This window comes from Brevundimonas sp., from assembly GCF_036677305.1.
GTDB lineage: Bacteria > Pseudomonadota > Alphaproteobacteria > Caulobacterales > Caulobacteraceae > Brevundimonas.
Window position 1 is genome coordinate 1 of the sequence record NZ_JAKFEB010000177.1, and the last position, 19,758, is coordinate 19,758.

At 67.9% G+C, this 19,758-nt stretch carries 22 protein-coding genes and 2 pseudogenes; 8 read left to right on the forward strand and 16 right to left on the reverse strand.

Annotated elements, in window-relative coordinates; all coding sequences use genetic code 11:
• Together V6M42_RS10415 and V6M42_RS10420 are read right to left on the reverse strand one after the other, a co-directional pair.
• Positions 1-404, reverse strand: a pseudogene (locus V6M42_RS10415) (hypothetical protein); the annotation flags it as partial.
• Between the two features lie 149 nt (positions 405-553).
• The gene (locus V6M42_RS10420) at positions 554-1,015 is read right to left on the reverse strand and encodes a peptidase S1 (protein WP_332657863.1); all 462 of its coding nucleotides are present in this window, start codon (positions 1,013-1,015) and stop codon (positions 554-556) included.
• Between the two features lie 263 nt (positions 1,016-1,278).
• On the opposite strand from V6M42_RS10420, the gene V6M42_RS10425 reads away from it, so the two are divergent.
• Both V6M42_RS10425 and motA read left to right on the forward strand, forming a co-directional pair.
• Positions 1,279-3,078 (forward strand): long-chain-acyl-CoA synthetase, encoded by a 1,800-nt coding sequence (locus V6M42_RS10425; RefSeq protein WP_332678426.1) that lies wholly within the window; start codon positions 1,279-1,281, stop codon positions 3,076-3,078.
• Between the two features lie 71 nt (positions 3,079-3,149).
• Complete coding sequence (motA, locus tag V6M42_RS10430) at positions 3,150-4,022, forward strand: flagellar motor stator protein MotA (RefSeq protein ID WP_332657865.1); 873 nt, start codon at positions 3,150-3,152, stop codon at positions 4,020-4,022.
• On the opposite strand, the gene V6M42_RS10435 is transcribed toward motA, so the two are convergent.
• The 9 genes from V6M42_RS10435 to V6M42_RS10475 form a co-directional block, all read right to left on the reverse strand.
• A complete protein-coding gene (locus tag V6M42_RS10435; protein ID WP_332678427.1) occupies positions 4,019-4,345 on the reverse strand; it encodes a PilZ domain-containing protein in 327 nt (108 codons plus the stop codon). The genes motA and V6M42_RS10435 overlap by 4 nt on opposite strands.
• The gene (locus V6M42_RS10440) at positions 4,342-5,148 is read right to left on the reverse strand and encodes a kinase (RefSeq protein ID WP_332678428.1); all 807 of its coding nucleotides are present in this window, start codon (positions 5,146-5,148) and stop codon (positions 4,342-4,344) included. The genes V6M42_RS10435 and V6M42_RS10440 overlap by 4 nt, the downstream gene beginning before the upstream one ends.
• A gap of 8 nt (positions 5,149-5,156) precedes the next feature.
• Positions 5,157-5,477, reverse strand: coding sequence for a 2Fe-2S iron-sulfur cluster-binding protein (locus V6M42_RS10445; RefSeq protein WP_300470176.1), 321 nt, complete (start codon positions 5,475-5,477; stop codon positions 5,157-5,159).
• A 1-nt stretch (position 5,478) separates the two neighbouring features.
• Entirely contained in the window at positions 5,479-6,279 is an 801-nt protein-coding gene (locus V6M42_RS10450; RefSeq protein ID WP_332657868.1) for a succinate dehydrogenase iron-sulfur subunit, read from the reverse strand.
• Positions 6,279-8,063, reverse strand: a complete 1,785-nt coding sequence (sdhA, locus tag V6M42_RS10455; protein WP_332657869.1) for a succinate dehydrogenase flavoprotein subunit — start codon at positions 8,061-8,063, stop codon at positions 6,279-6,281. Before sdhA ends, V6M42_RS10450 begins: the two co-directional genes overlap by 1 nt.
• Before the next feature lie 6 nt (positions 8,064-8,069).
• Positions 8,070-8,477: a succinate dehydrogenase, hydrophobic membrane anchor protein gene (gene sdhD / locus V6M42_RS10460; protein ID WP_332657870.1), complete on the reverse strand. Its 408-nt coding sequence runs from the start codon at positions 8,475-8,477 to the stop codon at positions 8,070-8,072.
• Positions 8,474-8,947 carry a succinate dehydrogenase, cytochrome b556 subunit gene (sdhC, locus tag V6M42_RS10465; protein ID WP_332678429.1) on the reverse strand — a complete coding sequence of 158 codons (474 nt, stop codon included), beginning with the start codon at positions 8,945-8,947 and terminating at the stop codon, positions 8,474-8,476. The genes sdhD and sdhC overlap by 4 nt, the downstream gene beginning before the upstream one ends.
• Positions 8,948-9,065: 118 nt before the next feature.
• Entirely contained in the window at positions 9,066-9,506 is a 441-nt protein-coding gene (locus tag V6M42_RS10470; RefSeq protein WP_332678430.1) for an HIT domain-containing protein, read from the reverse strand.
• Positions 9,507-9,512: 6 nt separating this feature from the next.
• Positions 9,513-10,421 (reverse strand): SIMPL domain-containing protein, encoded by a 909-nt coding sequence (locus tag V6M42_RS10475; protein WP_332657873.1) that lies wholly within the window; start codon positions 10,419-10,421, stop codon positions 9,513-9,515.
• 213 nt (positions 10,422-10,634) lie between these two features.
• On the opposite strand from V6M42_RS10475, the gene V6M42_RS10480 reads away from it, so the two are divergent.
• Positions 10,635-11,189, forward strand: coding sequence for a peroxiredoxin (locus V6M42_RS10480; RefSeq protein WP_332657874.1), 555 nt, complete (start codon positions 10,635-10,637; stop codon positions 11,187-11,189).
• A 141-nt stretch (positions 11,190-11,330) separates the two neighbouring features.
• Positions 11,331-11,864 (forward strand): carboxymuconolactone decarboxylase family protein, encoded by a 534-nt coding sequence (locus V6M42_RS10485; protein ID WP_332678431.1) that lies wholly within the window; start codon positions 11,331-11,333, stop codon positions 11,862-11,864.
• Here the strand turns inward: V6M42_RS10485 and V6M42_RS10490 are convergent.
• The 3 genes from V6M42_RS10490 to V6M42_RS10500 are packed head-to-tail and all read right to left on the reverse strand — an operon-like array spanning position 11,861 to position 13,656.
• The gene (locus V6M42_RS10490; RefSeq protein ID WP_332678432.1) at positions 11,861-12,382 is read right to left on the reverse strand and encodes a hypothetical protein; all 522 of its coding nucleotides are present in this window, start codon (positions 12,380-12,382) and stop codon (positions 11,861-11,863) included. The two genes, V6M42_RS10485 and V6M42_RS10490, sit on opposite strands and share 4 nt — an antisense overlap.
• Positions 12,383-12,431: 49 nt before the next feature.
• Positions 12,432-12,800: an MmcQ/YjbR family DNA-binding protein gene (locus tag V6M42_RS10495; RefSeq protein WP_332657877.1), complete on the reverse strand. Its 369-nt coding sequence runs from the start codon at positions 12,798-12,800 to the stop codon at positions 12,432-12,434.
• 4 nt (positions 12,801-12,804) lie between these two features.
• Positions 12,805-13,656 carry a glutamate racemase gene (locus V6M42_RS10500; RefSeq protein ID WP_332657878.1) on the reverse strand — a complete coding sequence of 284 codons (852 nt, stop codon included), beginning with the start codon at positions 13,654-13,656 and terminating at the stop codon, positions 12,805-12,807.
• 122 nt (positions 13,657-13,778) lie between these two features.
• Here V6M42_RS10500 and V6M42_RS10505 point away from each other — a divergent pair, with 122 nt between their 5' ends.
• The gene (locus V6M42_RS10505) at positions 13,779-15,947 is read left to right on the forward strand and encodes a M3 family metallopeptidase (RefSeq protein ID WP_332678433.1); all 2,169 of its coding nucleotides are present in this window, start codon (positions 13,779-13,781) and stop codon (positions 15,945-15,947) included.
• A 100-nt stretch (positions 15,948-16,047) separates the two neighbouring features.
• Here V6M42_RS10505 and V6M42_RS10510 read toward each other — a convergent pair whose 3' ends face one another.
• Both V6M42_RS10510 and V6M42_RS10515 read right to left on the reverse strand, forming a co-directional pair.
• A complete protein-coding gene (locus tag V6M42_RS10510; protein WP_332657880.1) occupies positions 16,048-16,362 on the reverse strand; it encodes a UrcA family protein in 315 nt (104 codons plus the stop codon).
• Between the two features lie 173 nt (positions 16,363-16,535).
• Positions 16,536-16,835 (reverse strand): UrcA family protein, encoded by a 300-nt coding sequence (locus V6M42_RS10515; RefSeq protein ID WP_332657881.1) that lies wholly within the window; start codon positions 16,833-16,835, stop codon positions 16,536-16,538.
• 357 nt (positions 16,836-17,192) lie between these two features.
• On the opposite strand from V6M42_RS10515, the gene ffh reads away from it, so the two are divergent.
• From ffh to V6M42_RS10530, 3 genes and pseudogenes are all read left to right on the forward strand, one after another.
• Positions 17,193-18,716, forward strand: coding sequence for a signal recognition particle protein (gene ffh, locus V6M42_RS10520; RefSeq protein WP_332678434.1), 1,524 nt, complete (start codon positions 17,193-17,195; stop codon positions 18,714-18,716).
• A 24-nt stretch (positions 18,717-18,740) separates the two neighbouring features.
• Complete coding sequence (rpsP, locus tag V6M42_RS10525) at positions 18,741-19,349, forward strand: 30S ribosomal protein S16 (protein WP_332678435.1); 609 nt, start codon at positions 18,741-18,743, stop codon at positions 19,347-19,349.
• 143 nt (positions 19,350-19,492) lie between these two features.
• A pseudogene (locus V6M42_RS10530) lies at positions 19,493-19,758 on the forward strand (ribosome maturation factor RimM); the annotation flags it as partial.

Here is a 19,758-nt window from a genome sequence, read left to right on the forward strand (position 1 = left end):
GGGGCCTCGCGCACCACCGGGGCCGGAGCCGCGACGGCGGCCACAGGCGCCGGCGTCGAGGCGGCGGCGAGCGGCGCGGCGGACGCCAGCGGCGTCGTATCAAGGACCGGCGCGGTCGCGGCCGGTTCGGCCAGGGGCGCGGCGGTCTCACCGCCGTTGTCCATCATCAGCATGGCGCCGATGGCGCCGAGGGCGATGACGCCGACGGGCGCCAGGATCATCCAGGTCGGCACCTTGCCGGACGTGCGGCGCGCGGCCTTGCCGCGACGGGCGTAGACGGGGACGAAAGGCTCTTCGACCACGTCGGGCCGGGCGTTCAGGTCCATCCGGTCGCCGGTGAGCGGCCGGACCTCGGCCCGGTCCGAATACGGGTTCAGCGGATCAGGGTTATAGGTGACGGTCATGTCTGTTCCTCCAATAACGTGGGAGAAGGAACAGTCTTGTCAGACCACGGTTCCGCGATCCTGATGAAGCCGCGAAGAAACACCGTTGTCGCCACAATTGAGGCGACAACGGTGAAGCTTTATGTTGATGCTTTACTTGGCGTCAGGATTCAGAAGTTGTTGATTTCTGAAATCGACAGGACGGCCGGCTGCGGATCACCGCTCGAATAGGTTCCGACCCAGATTTCATATCGTCCGCCGGTCGAGGCCAGGGTGATGAGCGGGTTGTTGTCCTCGCCCGTGTCGTCGTCGCAGTACCACTCGCCGTTGGGCCCGTTCACCACCAGGGTGGTGTCGGCCTTGGACAGGACCGAGATCTTGATGTTCAGCGACCCCTTGCCGCTCCAGTTCAGCCGGAAGTCCGGCGCGCTGGTGATGTAGCCCGAGCAGCCGCTGCCGGCCGCCGTGGCGCTGACGTCTCCGCCGGCGCGCAGGCTGACAAGATGCGGATCGGGCGTGAAGCCCGGCGCCAGGGTGATGTCGCCGTAGTTGGGATCGGCGTTGTAGTCCTGGGCCGACGCTGCCCCGGTCATGACCAGGGCGCAGGCCGTGGCGGCGATAAGAAGTCGCATTGGATAAACTCCCCCGGGGCCTTGTCGCGGCCCCACGCCGCACACCCCTGTTCGCCGATTAAGCCCAAGCTCGCGGCGATCTTCAAGCGCCGCTCCCAAATCGGCACGGTGACGCTACGTCACCGCCGCATCGGCGCCACGCCCCCCGGGCAAACCCGCGCCCGGACGGCATGAAACGCCATTCGGATTCCCCTGCCGGTTGACCGCGGGGGCGGGCTTGTCCATCACCAGAAGGGGCGACTGACGACGGAGTGGATTCGACGATGGGTCTGGTGGCGAACATCCAGCGCAACCTGCGTTTCGCCAAGGGGCTGCGACGCCTGCTCAATCGCATCAAGCCGATCACGCTCGATAGCGCCGATCTCGTCTGCGACGACTGGGAAGAGGCCGTCGACAAATTCCCCGAACACGCCGCGATCGAGGACGACCGCCGCACCCTGACCTATCGCGAGCTGGACGCCATGGCGAACCGGTTCGGCCACTGGGCCCAGAGCCGGCGGCTGAAGCGGGGCGACACCATCGCCCTGGTGATGCTGAACCGGGCCGAATACATCGCCGCCTGGCTGGGCTTCGCCAAGGTCGGGGTGGCCACCGCCCTGATCAACACCAACCTGTCGGGCCACGCCCTGGCCCACTGCCTGTCGATCTCCAACGCCTCGCAGGTGGTGACGGACGAGGACTGCTGGAAACGGGTCGAGGACGCCCGCGCCCTGTCGGGCCGGAATCTGATGCTGTGGGTGCTGGGGCTGAAGGACGAGGACGAGGCCGACGAGCGGCGCGGCCTCGACAAGCCGGTGCGCAGCGGGTCTTCGGTGCGGCCGGCGCGCTCGGCGCGGTTCGGCCTGACCAACCGCGACACGGCGATGTACATCTACACCTCGGGCACGACCGGCATGCCGAAGGCGGCGCGGATCACCCACGCCCGGGCCCGCACCTATATGCGCGCCTTCGCCGGGGCCACGGCGGCGACCGACAAGGACGTCACCTTCAACGTCCTGCCCCTGTACCATTCGACCGGCGGTCTGGTCGGGGTCGGCCCAGCCCTGCTGAACGGCGGCAAGCTGGTGCTGCGCAAGCGCTTCTCTGCGACCAGCTTCTGGCCTGACGTGAAGGCCTCGGGCGCCACCCTGTTCGTCTATATCGGCGAGCTGTGCCGCTATCTGGTCAACTGTCCCGAAAACCCCGACGAACGGTCTCACAAGCTGCGTCTGGCGTTCGGCAACGGCCTGCGGCCCGATGTCTGGCCCGATTTCCAGAAGCGGTTCGCCATTCCGGACATCCTGGAATTCTACGGCTCCACCGAGGGCAATGTCTCGGTGTTCAACTTCGACAGCAAGCCGGGGGCCATCGGCCGCGTGCCGGGATTCCTGAAGAAGCAGATCAATTTCCGCCTGGTCCGGTTCGACATGGAGACCGAGGAGCCCGTTCGCGGTCCCGACGGCCTGTGCCAGCTGGCGAAGGCGGGAGAAGTCGGGGAAGCCCTCGGCATGATCGGCGACGACATCCGCCACGCCTTCTCGGGCTATGCCGACAAGGCGGCCTCGGAGAAGAAGATCCTGCGCGACGTCTTCGCGCGCGGCGACCGCTGGTTCCGCACCGGCGACCTGATGAAGCAGGACAGCGAAGGCTATGTCTATTTCATCGACCGGATCGGCGACACCTTCCGCTGGAAGGGCGAGAACGTCTCGACCGCCGAGGTCGAGCAGCGGCTGGCCGACGCCCCGGGGGTCCGGGAGGTCATCGCCTACGGCGTCCCGGTTCCCGGCCACGACGGCAAGGCGGGGATGGTCGCGCTGGTGATCGACGGCAAATTCGCGCCCAGGCTCTTCGCGGACTGGGTCGACCAGGAGTTGCCGGCCTATGCGCGGCCGGTCTTCGTGCGGCTGATCAAGTCGGCGGACACCACCGGCACCTTCAAATACCGGAAGATCGATCTGGTGGCCGACGGGTTCGATCCCGAGAAGGTCGAAGGCGGCCTGTATGTGCGCGGCGGCAAGAACGGTTACGCCCGGCTGAGCGACGGTGCGCGTCAGGCGATCCTGAACGGCGAGACACGACTTTAGGGTTAGCCGCCCCTTAATCATTAATGGCGATGGTCGGCGTCTCTCGCGCGCGCAGGACCTGACGCTCTTCCATGTTCCAGATTATCGGCATCGTGCTGCTGTTCGCCCTCGTGTTCGGCAGCTACGTCATCTCGGGCGGCAAGTTCGAGGTGATCCTGCACGCCCTGCCCCACGAGATGATGGCCATCGGCGGCGCCGGCCTGGCCGCCTTCCTGATCTCGAACAGCACCACCACGATGAAGGCGACGCTGGGCGGCCTCGGCAAGTCCTTCGCGGGCCCGAAATGGAAGAAGCAGGACTACAAGGACCTGCTGTCCCTGCTGTTCCAGCTGACCAAGACCATGAAGTCCAAGGGCGTCATCGCGCTTGAAAGCCATATCGAGAAACCGGCCGAGAGCGCCATCTTCCAGAAATACCCCAAGGTGCTGAAGGACCATTTCGCCACGGACTTCATCTGCGACACCCTGCGCATGATGACCATGAACCTCGAGGACCCCCACCAGATCGAGGACGCCATGGAAAAGCAGCTGGAGAAACACCACCACGAGGCGCTGGAGGCTCCGCACGCGCTGACCGCCCTCGCAGACGCCCTGCCCGCGCTCGGCATCGTCGCGGCTGTGCTGGGGGTCATCAAGACCATGGGCTCGATCTCGGAGCCGCCTGAAGTCCTCGGCGGCATGATCGGGGGCGCCCTGGTCGGCACCTTCCTGGGCGTCTTCCTGGCCTACGGCCTCGTCGGCCCCATCGCCTCGCGGCTGAAGTCGATCGTCGACGAGGAATCGGCCTTCTACAAGATCATCCAGTCGGTCCTGGTGGCCCACCTGCACGGCAATGCGGCGCAGATTTCGGTCGAGATCGGCCGCGGCGACATTCCGTCCTCGGCCCAGCCGTCCTTCCTCGAAATGGAAGAATCCCTGTCGGGCGCGCCGGCCGAGGCGGCCTAGCCTCCGGCTCGCCGGAAGGCGTCGCGCGCGGCGGCGAGACGCGACGGCACCAGGCCCCGCAGCGACGTCTGGCCGGACTGTTTCAGCCCGACCTCCAGTCCCTTGTTCCAGGCCACCCGGCATTCGATCGCCATGGCGCGGGAAAGGTCGATGACGATGACGTCGCCCGTCAGGGCGAAGCTGCGGTCCAGCCGGATGCGCAGCCCCCCGGCGGACTGGTCGACGATCAGGCAGGGCAGCTCCAGCCCCGGCGCGACAACGACGCCGCGCGCGCTCGCGGCGTGTCGGGTCTCGAAGCGGCGATCGGGAGGCTGTTGCGTCATTCGGGTATGGAGCCGGGGCGACGGTCGCGATCAAGCGGCACGACCGTATGTGCAATAACGCGGCCGTCCAGCATCCGCCGCGTGATGCGTTCGAAATACTGGATGAATTCCGCGAGGCGGCGGCGTTCCGCCTGGGGAAGCCGGGAGGCGGGGATTTTCAGCAGATCCGCCTCCTGCTGGCTGCGCCAGTCGAGGACCACGTCGAAATCCGGCGCCTTCAGGAACACGATGGCGTCGAACCGGGCGGCGAAGTCGGCGTAGGAGCCGGCCACGAAGCCGTTGACGGCGCGCCGCCAGGCCCCGTCCGGGTCGCGGTCGCGCTCCAGCGTATTGACCGGCTCCGCCAGGCCGTCCTCGTCTTCCGGCAGGGCGCCCAGGCACCATGCGTCGATCAGGATGGCGCGCGGCCGTCCCTCGAAGACGCGCCATTCGCGAATGGGCCGGCGATCGTCCCCGCGCTTGTCGAAGTCGGGGAGCAGGGTCTTGTCGTCGGGCCGGGCCGTGCCGAGAGCCTTGATCAGCCGGCCCAGCATCCGCAGGTCGTGCGTTCCGGGAGGGCCCCGCGTCAGGAACAGCGGATGCACCTCCTCCGCCATAGCCTCCCGCCGGGCGCGGGTCAGATAGACGTCGTCGATCGAGATCTGCACCCCGCCGAACTTTTCGGCGGCGGCGCGTGCGAGGGTCGTCTTGCCCGAGCCCTGCGCCCCCACGATGGCGATCACGGGCGGCCCGACGCCGGCGCGGGACCCCGTCGCGATCAGGCGGCCGATCAGATCGACGAGTCGGGGATCCGCCCGTCCCACGGGGCCGGTCAGTGCTGGTTCTCGGGCAGGCGCACGATCAGCCCGTCCAGATCGTCGGACACCCGGATCTGGCACGACAGGCGGCTGTTCGGCTGGACGTTCTCGGCGAAGTCCAGCATCGACTCCTCCATGGCCGAGGCGCGGCCCGTCTCGGCGGCGAAGGCCTCGTCGACATAGACGTGGCAGGTGGCGCAGGCGCAGGCCCCGCCGCAGTCGGCGTCGATGCCCGGGACGTTGTTGCGGATCGCCCCCTCCATGACCGAGAGGCCGTTCTTGACCTCGACCACATGCTCGCGGCCGTCATGTTCGATGTAGGTCACCTTGGCCAAGTCAGGCGGCCTCGGTCTTTTTCCGCGACGGCGAAACCATCAGCTTCTTGGTTTTCGCGATCGCCTCTGCCGGGTTCAGCCCCTTGGGGCAGACCTGGGCGCAGTTCATGATGGTGTGGCAGCGGTAGAGCTTGAAGGGGTCCTCAAGGTCGTCGAGCCGCTTGTCCGTGGCGTCGTCGCGGCTGTCGGCGATCCAGCGGTAGGACTGAAGCAGGGCCGCGGGACCCAGGTATTCCGTCTGGTTCCACCAGTAGCTCGGGCAGGACGTCGAGCAGCAGGCGCACAGGATGCACTCGTACAGACCGTCCAGCTTGGCCCGGTCTTCCGGCAGCTGGATGCGCTCCTTCTCCGGGTCCGGCTCGTCGGACTGGAGGTAGGGCTGGATCGAGTCGTACTGGGCGTAGAACAGGGTCAGGTCCGTCACCAGATCCTTGACCACCGGCTGGTGCGGCAGGGGCGCGATCGAGATGGTCGAGGACGAGCATTCCTCCCAGCCCTTGGTGCAGGCCAGGGTGTTGCGACCGTCGATGTTCATCGAGCACGAACCGCAGATGCCCTCGCGGCACGACCGACGGAAGGTCAGGGTCGGGTCGATCTCGTTCTTGATGTGGATCAGGGCGTCCAGCAGCATCGGGCCGTGATCGTCGGCCGAGATCTCGAAGCTGTCCCAGCGCGGGTCGGCGTCGACCTCTGGGTCGTAGCGATAGACCTTGTAGGTCTTCACGTTCTTCGCGCCGGCCGGGGCCTTGTGGACCTTGCCTTTGGAGGGTTTGGAGCCCTTGGGGAGAGTCAGCTGGACCATTAGTAAACCCGCGCCTTGGGCTCGATGTAATCGATGTCCTTCGACATCGTGTAATTGTGCACCGGCCGATAATCGATCTTCACCGCGTCGCCGGGGACCTTCCAGGCGAGGGTGTGCTTCATCCAGTTCACGTCGTCCCGATCCGGATAGTCCTCGCGGGCGTGGGCGCCGCGCGACTCGGTGCGGTTCAGGGCGCCCTCGATGGTGACGAGCGCCTGATCGATCAGGTTGTCGTATTCCATCGTCTCGACCAGGTCCGTGTTCCAGATCAGGCCGCGGTCCGTGGTCCTGATGTCGTCGCCGGCGGCGTGGATGGCGCGCAGCTTGGCCACGCCCTCCTCCAGCGTCTTGCCTGTGCGGAAGACGGCGGCGTCGGACTGCATGGCGCGCTGCATGTCGATGCGCAGCTTCGACGTCGGGGTCGAGCCGTCAGCGTGACGGAAGCGGTCCAGGCGGGCCAGGTGGCCGTCGGTGGTCGAGGCCGGAGCGTCCGGCACCTTCGACGCCTTGTCCACCACCTCGCCGCAGCGCAGGCCGGCGGCGCGGCCGAAGACGACCAGATCGGTCAGGGAGTTGGAGCCCAGGCGGTTGGCGCCGTGCACCGAGACGCAGGCCGCCTCGCCGACAGCCATCAGGCCGGGCACGACGCTGTCGGCGTTGTCGCCGACCTTGGTCAGGACCTCGCCGTGATAGTTCGTGGGGATGCCGCCCATGTTGTAGTGGACCGTCGGCAGGACCGGGATCGGCTGTTTGGTCACGTCGACGCCGGCGAAGATCTTGGCGCTCTCGGAAATTCCCGGCAGGCGCTCGTGCAGGATCTTCGGGTCGAGGTGGTCGAGGTGCAGGTTGATGTGGTCCTTGTTCGGACCCACGCCGCGGCCTTCGCGGATCTCGATGGTCATGGAGCGGCTGACCATGTCGCGCGGAGCCAGGTCCTTCACGGTCGGCGCATAGCGCTCCATGAATCGCTCGCCTTCCGAGTTGGTCAGATAACCGCCCTCGCCGCGCGCGCCCTCGGTGATCAGGCAGCCGGCGCCGTAGATGCCGGTCGGATGGAACTGCACGAACTCCATGTCCTGCAGCGGCAGGCCGGCGCGCAGCACCATGGCGTTGCCGTCGCCGGTGCAGGTGTGGGCCGAGGTGGCCGAGAAATAGGCGCGGCCGTAGCCGCCGGTGGCCAGGATGACCAGCTTGGCGCGGAAGCGATGCAGGGTGCCGTCATCCAGCTTCAGCGCCGTCACGCCGGTGCAGGCGCCGTCCTGCATGATCAGGTCGAGGCCGAAATATTCGACGAAGAACTCGACCTCGCGGCGGACCGACTGGCCGTACAGGGTGTGCAGGATGGCGTGACCGGTGCGGTCGGCGGCGGCGCAGGTGCGCTGCACCGGGCCCTCGCCGAAATTGCGGGTCATGCCGCCGAAGGCGCGCTGGTAGATCTTGCCTTCATCGGTGCGCGAGAAGGGCACGCCCCAGTGCTCAAGTTCGTAGACGGCCTTGGGCGCGTTGCGGACGAGGTATTCGATCGCGTCCTGGTCGCCCAGCCAGTCCGACCCCTTGACGGTGTCGTACATATGCCACTGCCAGGAATCCTCGCCCATGTTGCCGAGCGAGGCGGAGATGCCGCCTTGGGCCGCAACCGTGTGCGAGCGGGTCGGGAAGACCTTGGTGACGCAGGCGACCTTCAGCCCCTGCTGGGCGGCGCCGAGGGCGGCGCGAAGGCCCGAGCCGCCCGCGCCGACGACGACGACGTCATAGGCGTGATCGACGAATTCATAAGCAGCCATCAGCCGTCAGATCCCGAAGCCGGCGGGCAGGGGGGCGGAGCCCAGCGCCAGCCGTACGATGAAGAAGACGCCCGCCGCCGCGATCACGAGGCAAAGCAGGCCGATCACGCCCAGCAGCGCGGTGCGCGACACGGGCTTGTGGATGTAGTCGTCGACGATGACCTTCAGGCCCATGTTCATGTGCCAGACGCTGACCAGCAGGGTCACGGCCAGAAGCACCGCATTGACCGGCGAGGCGAACCATTCGCGCGCGCCGTCATAGCCGCCGCCCGAGAGGACGAAGCCGCTCCACAGACCCCACAGGGTCAGGGGGACGAGGATCAGGGACGACAGCCGTTCGGCGGTCCATTCGCCGGCGCCGTGGCGCTCGGAGACCTTGACGCCCTTGATGAAGGCCTTGGTTTCGCGGCTCACAGCACGACCCTCCCCGAAACGAACAGGACGACCCAGAAGGCCACGGCCCCGACGACGCCGACGATGATCGAGGCCCAGGACAGGGCGTCGGCCGACTTCGGCGACAGGCCGACGGCGGCGTCCCAGATCAGGTGGCGGAGGCCGCCGGTCAGGTGCAGGAACAGGGCGAGGGTCAGGCCGAACCAGACCAGCAGGCCCAGCGGCGACCCCATCCAGCCGGTGAAGGTCGCATAGGCGTCCGGACCGAAGGCCAGGGCCAGCAGCCACAGGGCGATCAGCACCGATCCGACCGACAGGGCGCCGCCCGTCATGCGGTTCAGGATCGAGGCGAACATGGTCACGTGCCAGCGCCAGATCTGAAGATGCGGCGAAAGGGGGCGGACGCGGCCGTTGGGCTGCATCACGAAACGGCCCGTCTGATCGTCGGTCGGATCGTTGGAAGCGTCGCCCGGGAGGGGAGAGGTCGACATAATGCGAATGGTTCTCAGAAACCTGAGCGAATTCAGCCGCTCAAAATCGGTGCTCTGGCTTTAAGCAGCGGGGCGGCGGGGGTCAACGAAGCTTGAGGGCGAGAACGCACTGCGCCGCTTATTTCGCCGGGACCTCGCGCGCCAGAAGGCGAAGGCGTGAGACCGCCGCCTGCAGTCCGTTCGCGCCATACGGCAGGGCCGCGCCCCGGCCCCAGACGGGATCGGGCCACAGGCCGTCGTCGTGGCGGCGGCCGACGACATGCGCGTGCAGCTGGGCCGTGACATTGCCGAGCGCCCCGACGTTGAGCTTCTGCACCGGCCGGCCCGCGGCCTCGCCGAGCGCCCGCACCAGATCGCCGGCGCGGACGATCTCGTCCATCAGGGCGGCGCGCTCGGAGGGCGTAAGCTCTTCAAGCTCATGCAGGCCGGGCCGGCGGGGGATCAGGATCAGCCAGGGAAAGCGGGCGTCGTCCTGCAGCCGCACCTCGCACAGAGGCCAGTCGCAGACGACGACGGAGCCCGCGTCGAAGGCGGGGTCGGCTTTGAAATCCCCGACCATGACCCGTCAGTTCAGTCCGTAGACGACGCAGGCCCGGTCGGTCAGTTCGCGCAGCGGCGGCTGCAGCGCCAGCCGGGCGGCCTCGATCTGTTCCTCGGACGGCGCGACGCCGGGACGCGGCGGCGGCGGCGGGGGCGGAGCCGACGGGGGCGCAAACTCGCGCTCCATGCGGGACCCGGTGACCGTGATCGCATCGACATCCGTCGCCAGCCCGCCACCCGAGGCATAGGACGGCCAGCCGGCCAGGACGTCGGTCTGGCAGGCCCGCCCTGTGGGGTCGATCACCCGCACGCCGCCCAGCGTGGCGCCCGCGTTGGAGGCCGCCTCGCGCGCCCGGCGCGCCGCATCCTTGACCGCCTCGCCCTGCAGCCAGGTCTTGACGGCGTTGTCGGGCTCCAGATGGAACGACACGGGGCTGGTCGAGGTGGGCTGGGCGGCCAGGACGGTGGCGTAGACGCGCTCCAGGACCGAGGCGTCGCGAACGGTGACGCTGACGTTGGCGTTGGCCTGATAGCGCTCGATCTGGTCGGCGCGGGCGTTGTCGCGCAGCACGCCGTTCTCGTCGCGATACTGGTCGTAGAGCGGCTGGGTCGTCAGGCTGGTCTCGACCCGCACCTTGTCGACGCCATAGGCGGCCAGGGCCTGGCTGAGCGCGCGCACCTGGTCGGCGGCCTTGCGCGAGGCGTCGGCGGCGGAACGGTCGACGGACTGGAACGTCGCGCCGAAACTGGCCCGGTTGGCGGCTACCTCGGCGCGGACATAGCCGACCGAAGCGATCACCGGGTCGCGCATCCACCAGGGCGCCGGCACATAGCGCTCGCCGATCGTGGCCGGCGGTGTCTGGGCGGCGGCGGGAAGGGCGAGGGCGGGAGCCGCGACGGCGGCGAGCAGGAGGACGGCGGACAGTCGACGCATGCGGGGCTCTCTCATGATTGACGGACCGACCTTGCCGGGCGGGTCGAGCTTCGTAAAGGCGCGGCCGGGCCTATGTGATCCATAGGCAAAATCTATAGAACATTATGGAGTCCAATCATTGACTTTGTGCAGCGCACAAGCCATTTCGCATCCGCAGCGCCGCTCCCCCGGCGCTCCGGACTTCCTTCCTTCAGAGACTTCAGGAGAACAGCGATGCTGGGCGTCGGTCAAAAACTGCCGGATTTCAAGATCATCGGCGTCAAGCCGGGCTTCAACAGCCACGAGGAAAACGGCGTCTCGGCCTTCGAGCCCGTCACCCAGGACAGCTTCGAGGGCAAGTGGAAGGTCATCTTCTTCTACCCGAAGGACTTCACCTTCGTCTGCCCGACCGAGATCGCCGAGTTCGCCTCGCTGGCGCGTGATTTCGACGACCGCGACACCGTCGTGCTGGGCGGCTCGACCGACAACGAGTTCGTCAAGCTGGCCTGGCGCCGTGACCACGCCGACCTGTCGAAACTGCCGATCTGGCAGTTCGCTGACAACGGCGGCAAATTCGCCCGGGACCTCGGCGTCCTGGACGAGGCCGAGGGCGTGGCCCTGCGCGCCACCTTCGTGGTCGACCCGCACAACGTCGTGCAGCACGTCTACGTCACCAATCTGAACGTGGGCCGCGCCCCCGCCGACACCCTGCGTGTCGTCGACGCCCTGCAGACCGACGAGCTGTGCGCCTGCAACCGCCCGGTGGGCGGCGAGACCCTGGCGGCGTAAAAGTATCGCCAGCGTCTTCCTGACAGGCGGCGGCGCGAGCCGCCGCCTGTTTCGTTTCCGGCCCTTTTTTGCGCGCTAGCGCTCGCCGCGCGGCGGCTCTCTGCCTGAGCGCGCTTCGCACTTCTTCTGACGGAGTTTCCCATGTCGATCGACGCCCTTCGCGATCTCATTCCCGCCTATGCCAAGGACATCTCCCTGAACCTCGGTTCGCTGGCGTCCGAGACGGTGCTGAACGACCAGCAGAAATGGGGGACCTTCCTCGCCTCGGCCCACGCCATCGGCGTCGCGCCGGTCGTCAAGGCGATCGAGGCCCAGGCCGCCACCGTGCTGTCGCCCGAGGCCATGAGCGCGGCCAAGTCCGCCGCCGCCATCATGGGCATGAACAACATCTACTACCGGTCGCTGCACCTGATGAAGAACCAGGAATACACGACCATCCCGGCCCGCCTGCGCATGAACGTCATCGGCAATCCGGGCGTCGACAAGATGGACTTCGAGCTGTGGTCGACGGCGGTGTCGGCGATCAACGGCTGCGGCGCCTGTCTGGACGCCCACGAGAGCGAGCTGCGCAAGCACGGCGTGCCCGCGACCCAGGTCCAGGCCGCCCTGCGCATCGGCGCGGTGGTCCACGCCGCCAGCCGGATCGTCGCCTCGGAAGCCGCTCTGGCCGGCTAGGTCGGCGGCGAGGCTGCGTTTTCCAGGAAGTAGAGCCAGCGCTGGTAGGCGTTGCTCATGACTGAATCCACGGTGTCGGCCATCGCGCCGATCCCCGGGCCCTCGACCGCCATGGTCCATATCGGGGTCCATACGTCGTTCGTCGCCTGCCAGCTGACGGTCAGCCGGGCGCTGGTCGTCTTGCCGCGCAAGGGGCCGAACGGAGCCTCGAAGACGAACCGGTCGGGGCCGGCCGACACCGTGCGTGCGTGATCGAAGTCCGTCCCGTCCGGGAATTTTTCGCACCAGCAGCCGCCGGGCGTCAGGTCGAGGCTCAGGTTGGCCGCAGAACCGGTGTAGGTGTGGGCAGGCTCCCACCATCTGGACAATCCCCTCAGGGCGCCGGGAATTTCATCGGGTTCGATGTCCGCGGCCTCCGCATAGCGCAGGGTGAAGCTGTCGGCGGTCCGCGCCACCACCTCGGCGGAGGCGGGCGTCGCGCAAAGGACCAGAACGGCGGCGAGCAGGGGTCTGAGCATCGGCAATCCTCCCGCCGCCAAGGGGCGACGGAACGGCTGCGCCGTCAAGTCAGGGCTGGAAGGCCGGAGCCAGGGCGATCAGCTTCTTCGGCGCCTGGGCCCGGTAGCTTTCGTCGATCCAGCTGCGGAACAGGGCCATGGGGTCGGCGAGGTCCTCCGGCCACGAGGCCGTGACCCAGCCGCTCTTGCCCAGGCCGTAGCCGGTGGGCGTCACGAACGGCATCTCGCGGGCCTGTTCCGCCGAGAAGGGCAGTTTGCACGAGAGGCTGAACGGCTCGCCCGCCACGCTCAGATAGGCGAAGGTCTTGTCCTTCACCGCCAGGTCGGCGTGGCCGGGCCAGGGGCTTTTCAGGGCGACCTCGGGATAGGTCAGGCCGAAGGCTCTCAGCTGGTCGGCGGCGTCTGCGGGCGCTTTCATCGGATCAGGCCGGGGTGAAGGTCAGGGGCGCGCCCCAGAACTGGCCGACCAGATCCGACTGCGGACCGGCCCTGCCGCTGGTCAGGAAGTCGCGGCGGCCCGAACCGCCCAGATCGTATTCCGGATGACGCTCGAAATAGCGCGCCAGCGCGTCGGCGACGGCGGTCGGCTGGTGGATCACCGGCGTGCCGGGCGGAAGCGCCGCGGCGAACAGGTCGGCGACGATCTCATAGTGGGTGCAGCCGAGAATGGCCTGGTCCGGATGACGGCCGATGCGGCGGCGCAGGGAATCGACGTGATCCTCGACCACCACCTTCAGCTCTTCCGTCGGGGCGCCGAGCTCGATCAGGCCGGCCAGACCCGGGCAGGGTTCGGAGAAGACCGCCAGATCCTCGCGTCGCTTGTCGATCTCGATCTCGTAGACCCGGCTCATGGCCGTCGCCGCCGTGCAGAAGACGCCGGTGATGTCGATGGCCTCGATCTTCTCGCCGCGCCGCTCGGCCTCATAGGTCCAGGGCAGGCCCGTGGCCGCCTCGATGGTCGGGACGATGATGCCCAGCACATTGATCGGACGCCCGTGCCGCGCCCGCGCCTCGGGCACCCAGGTCTGCTGCAGACGGCGCAGGGCGATGGCGCTGGCGGTGTTGCAGGCCAGGACGATGACGTTCGCCCCCGCCTCGAACAGCCGCTCGCATCCTGCGCGGGTAAGTTCGACGATCTCCTCGCCGCCGCGGCCGCCATAGGGGGCGTTGGCCTGGTCGGCCAGATAGACGAAGTCCCGGTCGGGAAACCGCCGCGTCAGTTCGCGGTGGACCGTCAGCCCGCCCACGCCGGAGTCGAATACGCCAATCGCCATGGCCGGGCTTTAGACTCGCCGTCCGCCCCCGTCCACCGGCGAAGATTACGGCCCTGTCATGTGACAGTCGCGGGCTGGAGCGCCTAGGGTCGCGGGAACGAACGCCACCCAGGGAGTTTCTCATGCACAGACGTCACCTTCTCATCGCCGGGGGCAGCATGTTTGCGCTGTCGGCCTGCGCCTCGAACGGAATGCCCATGGGCGGAGGAACGCCGACAACCACCCTGGCCGCCGACGCCGCCGTCGCCCGCGCGATCCTGCCGTCGCAGACCCCCCGCGCCGAGCTGCTGCAGCCCTGGACGGGCCCGTTCGGCGGCGTTCCGCCCTGGGACAAGGTGACGGCCCCGAAACTGCGCGCCGCCCTGCTGGAGGGCATCGACCTGCAGCGCGCCGAGATCGAGGCGATCGCCAACAATCCGGAACCGCCGACCTTCGCCAACACCATGGTCGCCATGCAGATGGCGGGCGAGCCGCTGGACCGCGCCGGTTCCATCTATGGCGTGATGACCTCGAACATCGGTTCGGACGACTACAACGAAGTCGACACCGAGGTGTCGCCCCTGCTGTCGGCGGCCGGCGACGAGATCACCTTCAACGAGAAGCTGTTCGCCCGCATCAAGACCGTGGCCGACAATGCGCGCGCCATGGGGCTGACCGCCGAACAGACGCGGATCGCCGAGCGCAGCCGCGACGCCTTCGTACGCAACGGCGCGGCCCTGAACGCCGCCGGCAAGGCCGAGCTGGGCCGGATCAACACCGCCCTGGCCAACGCCTTCACCGCCTTCAGCCAGAAGGTCGTGGCCGACGAGAACACCTGGACCGTCATCCCGACCGAAGCCGGCGTCGCCGGCCTGCCCGCCTCGAACAAGGCCGCCGCGGCCGCCGCCGCGCGCAGCCGCAACGTCCAGGGCTGGGCCATCGTCAACACCCGCTCCAGCGTCGACCCGTTCCTCAGCTTCGCCGACGACCGCGGTCTGCGCGAAGTGGTCTGGCGCAAATTCGTCAACCGCGGCGACAACGGCGACCGCAACGACACCAATGCGACCATCGCCGAGATCGTGAAGCTGCGTCAGGACCGCGCCCGCCTGCTGGGCTTCACCAACCACGCCGAATGGCGGATGCAGGACACCATGGCCAAGACGCCGCGCGCGGCCATGGACCTGATGAACCGGGTCTGGGCCCCGGCCAAGGCGCGGGTGACCGAAGAGGTCGCCGACATGCGCGCGATCGCCGGCCACGACATCGAGCCGTGGGATTATCTGTACTATGCCGAGAAGGTCCGGAAGGCGAAGTACGACCTCGACCAGAACGAGCTGAAACCCTATTTCGAGCTCAACAACGTCCGCGCCGGCTCGTTCGAAATGGCGCGCCGCCTGTACGGCTTCACCTTCGACAAACTGCCCGCCGGCGCCGTGCCGGTCTTCCATCCGGACGTGACCGTCTATGAGGTCAAGGACGCGGGCCGGCCGATCGGCCTGTACTACGCCGACGACTATGCGCGGGCCGGCAAGCGGTCGGGCGCCTGGATGACGACCTACCGGTCGCATTCGACCTATGACGGCGAGAAGAACACCCTCGGCTCGAACAACAACAATTTCGTCAAGGCCGAGGGCGGCGAGCCGATCCTGATCTCGCTGGACGACGCCGAGACCCTGTTCCACGAGTTCGGCCACACCCTGCACGCCTATTCGTCCAAGGTGACCTACCCGGCCCTCGGCGGCACGCCGCGCGACTATGTCGAATATCCGTCGCAGGTGCATGAGCACTGGGTGCTGAGCCGGCCGATCCTCGACGGCTATATGAAGCACTACCAGACCGGCGAGCCCATGCCGCAGGCGCTGGTCGACAAGGTGCAGGCGGCCCAGACCTTCAACCAGGGCTATGCGACGGTCAGCTATCTGTCCTCGGCCCTGGTCGACATGGACCTGCACACCCAGACCACGCCGCCGACCGACATCGACGCCTTCGAGCGCGAGAGCCTGGCCCGCTACGGCATGCCGAAGGAGATCGTGATGCGGCACCGCCTGCCGCAGTTCAATCACCTGTTCACCTCGGACGCCTATTCGGCCGGCTATTACAGCTACCTCTGGTCAGAGGTGATGGACGCCGACACCTGGGCCTATTTCGAGGAGTCGGGCGACGTCTTCAATCCGGACATCGGGGCCCGCTACAAGGCCATCATCCTGGCCGAGGGCAACACCACCGACCGCGCCGAGGCCTATCGCCGCTTCCGCGGCCGCGACCCGGATGTGACGGCCCTGCTGAAGGTCCGGGGCTTCCCGACGTCGTAGACAGCCCTGCCGCGCTAGCGCCCGACCTGAGGGCGCCGCGCGGAGCGGGGGTAGATGGAAAGGCCGGCGGATGGCTCCGCCGGCCTTTCTTCCGTGCGGCTCACGCCGGCCAGTTCGGGGCCACCATGGCCAGGATGCGGTCGCCGCGGCGAGCGCGGACATAGTCGTCCTGACGGGCGGAAGGCAGGCTGCGCACGGCCTCCTGCTGCACGCGGCGGACGCAGTTGTCGTTGACGAGGCGCGGGCCGACGGCGCACGCCGCGCGGGCCGCGGCGGCTGCGCGGGCGTCGAAGGCTTCAGCCCCCGCGGCGGTCGACAGGTTGAGGTCGCCGAACGGCACGCGGACGGTCTGGGCCGCCGCCGGGGCTGCATGGAGCAGCATCGCGGCGGCGAGGGCGAGGGCGGTTCTGGTCATCTGAATATCCTCCAGTCGCGGAGAGTGCGACGACAAGGCAGATGATAGGCTCGCGTGACAGTATCCAGACCGGAAACACTACAATCACTCGCTTTCAGGTCGAGAACTGCTTAGCCAGCCAGAAGCCCGCCTTATGTCAAACAGGGCCGCCGGGGCGGGCGGCCCTGCCGGTGTCAGACGACGACGGGGAGGCGGCTGAGGGCATAGTCGACCTGCACCGGCCCCGGCAGCAGCCGGACGGCCTCCCGCTGCACGGCGGCGCGGCAGTATGCGCGGTCGCTCATGAGGCTGCCGGGCTTCCTGACGCCGCGGCAGAGGGTCCGGGCGGCGGCTCCGACCCGGGCGTCGAAGGCGTTGGCGCCGGCGGCGCTGGACATGTCCAGATCACCCCAGGCGATCCGCGCCTCCTGGGCCGAGGCGGAGCCGGCGATGGCGAGGGCCGCGATGGCGGCGAGAGAAGCGAGGGCTTTCATGACGAACTCCTGGGGAGATCAACGTCGCTCTTGTCGGCGACGATGTGTGGGATGCGCCCGGTCCGTTGCAGCCTCGTGAGCATTCGGCGGCGAAATAGCGACGCTGGATGAATTCGCGGAAACCTGAACGGTGATCAGATCAGGGCGCCGTTGTTGAAAGTGCTGAACGTTGTTGCTCGACTCCGCTCGACTTTTCCGCCATAAGCCGCCGCTTCCGACGCAAGTGAACCTCGCGTCTCCACCATCACGACCCCGGTTTCGACCGGACGAGGATGGCGAGAACCCTCCGCCGACGTGATCGTCGCCGGAGGCCATTTCGCTATGGAGACCGTTTCACCCGTCGCAACGAGGTTGTGAATGTTCGAGGCTCTGAACGAGCGGCTGACAGGCGTCTTCGACCGGATCACCGGGCGCGGCGCCCTGTCCGAAAAGGACGTGGCCGAGGCGATGCGCGAAGTCCGCGTGGCGCTGCTCGAGGCCGACGTCGCCCTGCCCGTCGTCAAGGACTTCATCGCCTTCGCCACCGAACGCGCCACGGGCGAGGACGTCATCCGCTCGGTCAAGCCCGCCGATCAGGTGGTCAAGATCGTCTATGACGGCCTGGTCGAGATGCTGGGCGGGGACGAGCCCACCCCGATCAACCTGAACGCCACGCCGCCCGCCGTCATCCTGATGGCCGGCCTGCAGGGCTCGGGCAAGACGACGACCTCGGCCAAGCTGGCGCTGCGCCTGACGAAGTTCGACCGCAAGAAGGTCATGATGGCCTCGCTGGACACGCGTCGTCCGGCCGCCATGGAACAGCTGGCCAAGCTGGGCGAACAGATCGAGGTGGCTGTCCTGCCGATCGTGGCGGGCGAGTCGCCGATCCAGATCACCAAGCGCGCGCTGCAGTCGGCGAAACTCCAGGGCTATGACGTCCTGATCCTCGACACCGCCGGCCGGATCACCCTGGACGAGGCCCTGATGGCCGAGGTGGCGGAAGTCGCCGCCGTCTCCAAACCCGTCGAAACCCTGCTGGTCGCCGACAGCCTGACCGGTCAGGACGCCGTCCGCACCGCCAAGGCCTTCCACGACCGTCTGCCGCTGACCGGCCTGGTCCTGACCCGCGCCGACGGCGACGGGCGCGGCGGGGCCATGCTGTCGATGCGCGCCGTCACCGGCCTGCCGATCAAATACATCGGCGCGGGCGAGAAGGTCGACGCGCTGGAAGTGTTCGACGCCCGCCGCGTCGCCGGCCGCATCCTGGGTCAGGGGGACATCGTCGCCCTGGTCGAGAAGGCGTCGCAGGAGCTGGACCAATCCAAGGCCGAGGCCATGGCCCGCAAACTGGCCAAGGGCCAGTTCGACCTGAACGACCTCGCGGGCCAGCTGCAACAGATGAAGAAGATGGGCGGTCTTCAGGGCATCATGGGCATGCTGCCCGGCGTCGCCAAGATGAAGGCCCAGATGGCCGACAGCGGCGTCGACGACCGCATGATCGCGCGCCAGGAAGCCATCATCTCCTCGATGACCAAGGCCGAGCGCAAGAAGCCCGACCTGCTGAACGCCAGCCGCAAGAAGCGCGTCGCCGCCGGCGCCGGCGTCGAGGTCCAGGACATCAACCGCCTGCTCAAACAGCACCGCCAGATGGCCGACATGGTGAAGTCCATGTCGCGCGGCGGCGGCAAGGGGCTGAAACAGATGGCCGCCATGATGGGCGGTCTCGGCGGCGGAATGGGCGGCGGCCCCGACATGGCCCGCCTCAAGGCGATGGGGGGCGGCCGCATGCCCGAGCCCAGCGCCGAAGACATGAAAGCCCTTCAGGATCGCATCGCGAACCTGGGCGGCGGACAACTTCCGGGGGGCCTTCCAAGCCTGCCGGGCTTCCCTCCCAAGAAATAGAACGACCAAAGAAAGAGACTGAAAATGCTTAAGATTCGTCTGGCCCGCGGCGGCGCCAAGAAGCGCCCCTACTACTACATCGTCGTCGCCGACAGCCACTCGCCCCGCGACGGCAAATTCATCGAGCGCGTCGGCACCTACAACCCGATGCTGCCGCGCGACGGCGAGCAGAAGCGCGTCACCCTGAAGGCCGACCGGATCTCGGAATGGCTCTCCAAGGGCGCCCAGCCGACCGACCGCGTGGCCCGCTTCCTGAGCCAGGACGAAGCCCTGGCCGGCAAGGTCAAGTGGACCCAGTCGAACAACCCGAACAAGGCGCAGCCGGGCAAGAAGGCCCAGGAACGCGCCGCCGAGCGCGCCCAGCGCGAAGCCGACCGTGCGGAAGCCGAAGCCGCCGCCAAGGTGGAAGCCGCCGAAGCCGCCGTCCGCGCCAAGGAAGAAGCCAAGGCCGCCGCCGAAGCCGCCAAGAACGCTCCGGCGCCCGAGCCCGAAGCTGCTGCTGAAGAAGCCCCGGCCGAGGCTGCTGCTGAAGAGGCTCCGGCCGCTGAAGTGACGGAAGAAGCCCCGGCTGAAGCCGCCGCCGAAGAAGCCCCGGCCGCTGAAGCGACCGAAGAAGAGAAGACCGAGGCCTAAGCCTCATCCGTGCATCCCGGCGAATGCCGGGATCCAGATGACAGAAAGCAGCGCCCGAAGCTCGGGTGCTGCTTTTCTGCTATCTGGCCACGGCGTTTGGATCTGGGTCCCGGCAGTCGCCGGGGCGTACGGAGTTTCTTGCCATGACGACCGACAGCAAACTCATCCTCGTCGGCCAGGTCGCCGGCGGGTTCGGGGTCAAGGGCGAGGTGCGGGTCACCGCCTGGACGGCCGAGCCGATGGCCCTGCTGAAATACGGCGTCCTGCTGCGCGCCGACGGCACGCCCGGCCTGACCCTGACCTCGGCCCGGCCCGAGAAGACCGCCGTGGTCGGCCGCGCGAAAGAGATCGCCACCAAGGAACAGGCCGACGCGATGCGCGGGCTGAAGCTCTACATCCACCGCGACCG

Excerpts from the sequence above, each read along its gene's own strand:
- V6M42_RS10420 (WP_332657863.1), bottom strand. The coding sequence starts at position 1,015 with ATGCGACTTCTTATCGCCGCCACGGCCTGCGCCCTGGTCATGACCGGG.
- V6M42_RS10425 (WP_332678426.1), top strand. The coding sequence starts at position 1,279 with ATGGGTCTGGTGGCGAACATCCAGCGCAACCTGCGTTTCGCCAAGGGG.
- motA (WP_332657865.1), top strand. The coding sequence starts at position 3,150 with ATGTTCCAGATTATCGGCATCGTGCTGCTGTTCGCCCTCGTGTTCGGC.
- V6M42_RS10435 (WP_332678427.1), bottom strand. The coding sequence starts at position 4,345 with ATGACGCAACAGCCTCCCGATCGCCGCTTCGAGACCCGACACGCCGCG.
- V6M42_RS10450 (WP_332657868.1), bottom strand. The coding sequence starts at position 6,279 with ATGGTCCAGCTGACTCTCCCCAAGGGCTCCAAACCCTCCAAAGGCAAG.
- sdhA (WP_332657869.1), bottom strand. The coding sequence starts at position 8,063 with ATGGCTGCTTATGAATTCGTCGATCACGCCTATGACGTCGTCGTCGTC.
- sdhC (WP_332678429.1), bottom strand. The coding sequence starts at position 8,947 with ATGTCGACCTCTCCCCTCCCGGGCGACGCTTCCAACGATCCGACCGAC.
- V6M42_RS10470 (WP_332678430.1), bottom strand. The coding sequence starts at position 9,506 with ATGGTCGGGGATTTCAAAGCCGACCCCGCCTTCGACGCGGGCTCCGTC.
- V6M42_RS10475 (WP_332657873.1), bottom strand. The coding sequence starts at position 10,421 with ATGCGTCGACTGTCCGCCGTCCTCCTGCTCGCCGCCGTCGCGGCTCCC.
- V6M42_RS10480 (WP_332657874.1), top strand. The coding sequence starts at position 10,635 with ATGCTGGGCGTCGGTCAAAAACTGCCGGATTTCAAGATCATCGGCGTC.
- V6M42_RS10485 (WP_332678431.1), top strand. The coding sequence starts at position 11,331 with ATGTCGATCGACGCCCTTCGCGATCTCATTCCCGCCTATGCCAAGGAC.
- V6M42_RS10490 (WP_332678432.1), bottom strand. The coding sequence starts at position 12,382 with ATGCTCAGACCCCTGCTCGCCGCCGTTCTGGTCCTTTGCGCGACGCCC.
- V6M42_RS10495 (WP_332657877.1), bottom strand. The coding sequence starts at position 12,800 with ATGAAAGCGCCCGCAGACGCCGCCGACCAGCTGAGAGCCTTCGGCCTG.
- V6M42_RS10500 (WP_332657878.1), bottom strand. The coding sequence starts at position 13,656 with ATGGCGATTGGCGTATTCGACTCCGGCGTGGGCGGGCTGACGGTCCAC.
- V6M42_RS10505 (WP_332678433.1), top strand. The coding sequence starts at position 13,779 with ATGCACAGACGTCACCTTCTCATCGCCGGGGGCAGCATGTTTGCGCTG.
- V6M42_RS10510 (WP_332657880.1), bottom strand. The coding sequence starts at position 16,362 with ATGACCAGAACCGCCCTCGCCCTCGCCGCCGCGATGCTGCTCCATGCA.
- V6M42_RS10515 (WP_332657881.1), bottom strand. The coding sequence starts at position 16,835 with ATGAAAGCCCTCGCTTCTCTCGCCGCCATCGCGGCCCTCGCCATCGCC.
- ffh (WP_332678434.1), top strand. The coding sequence starts at position 17,193 with ATGTTCGAGGCTCTGAACGAGCGGCTGACAGGCGTCTTCGACCGGATC.
- rpsP (WP_332678435.1), top strand. The coding sequence starts at position 18,741 with ATGCTTAAGATTCGTCTGGCCCGCGGCGGCGCCAAGAAGCGCCCCTAC.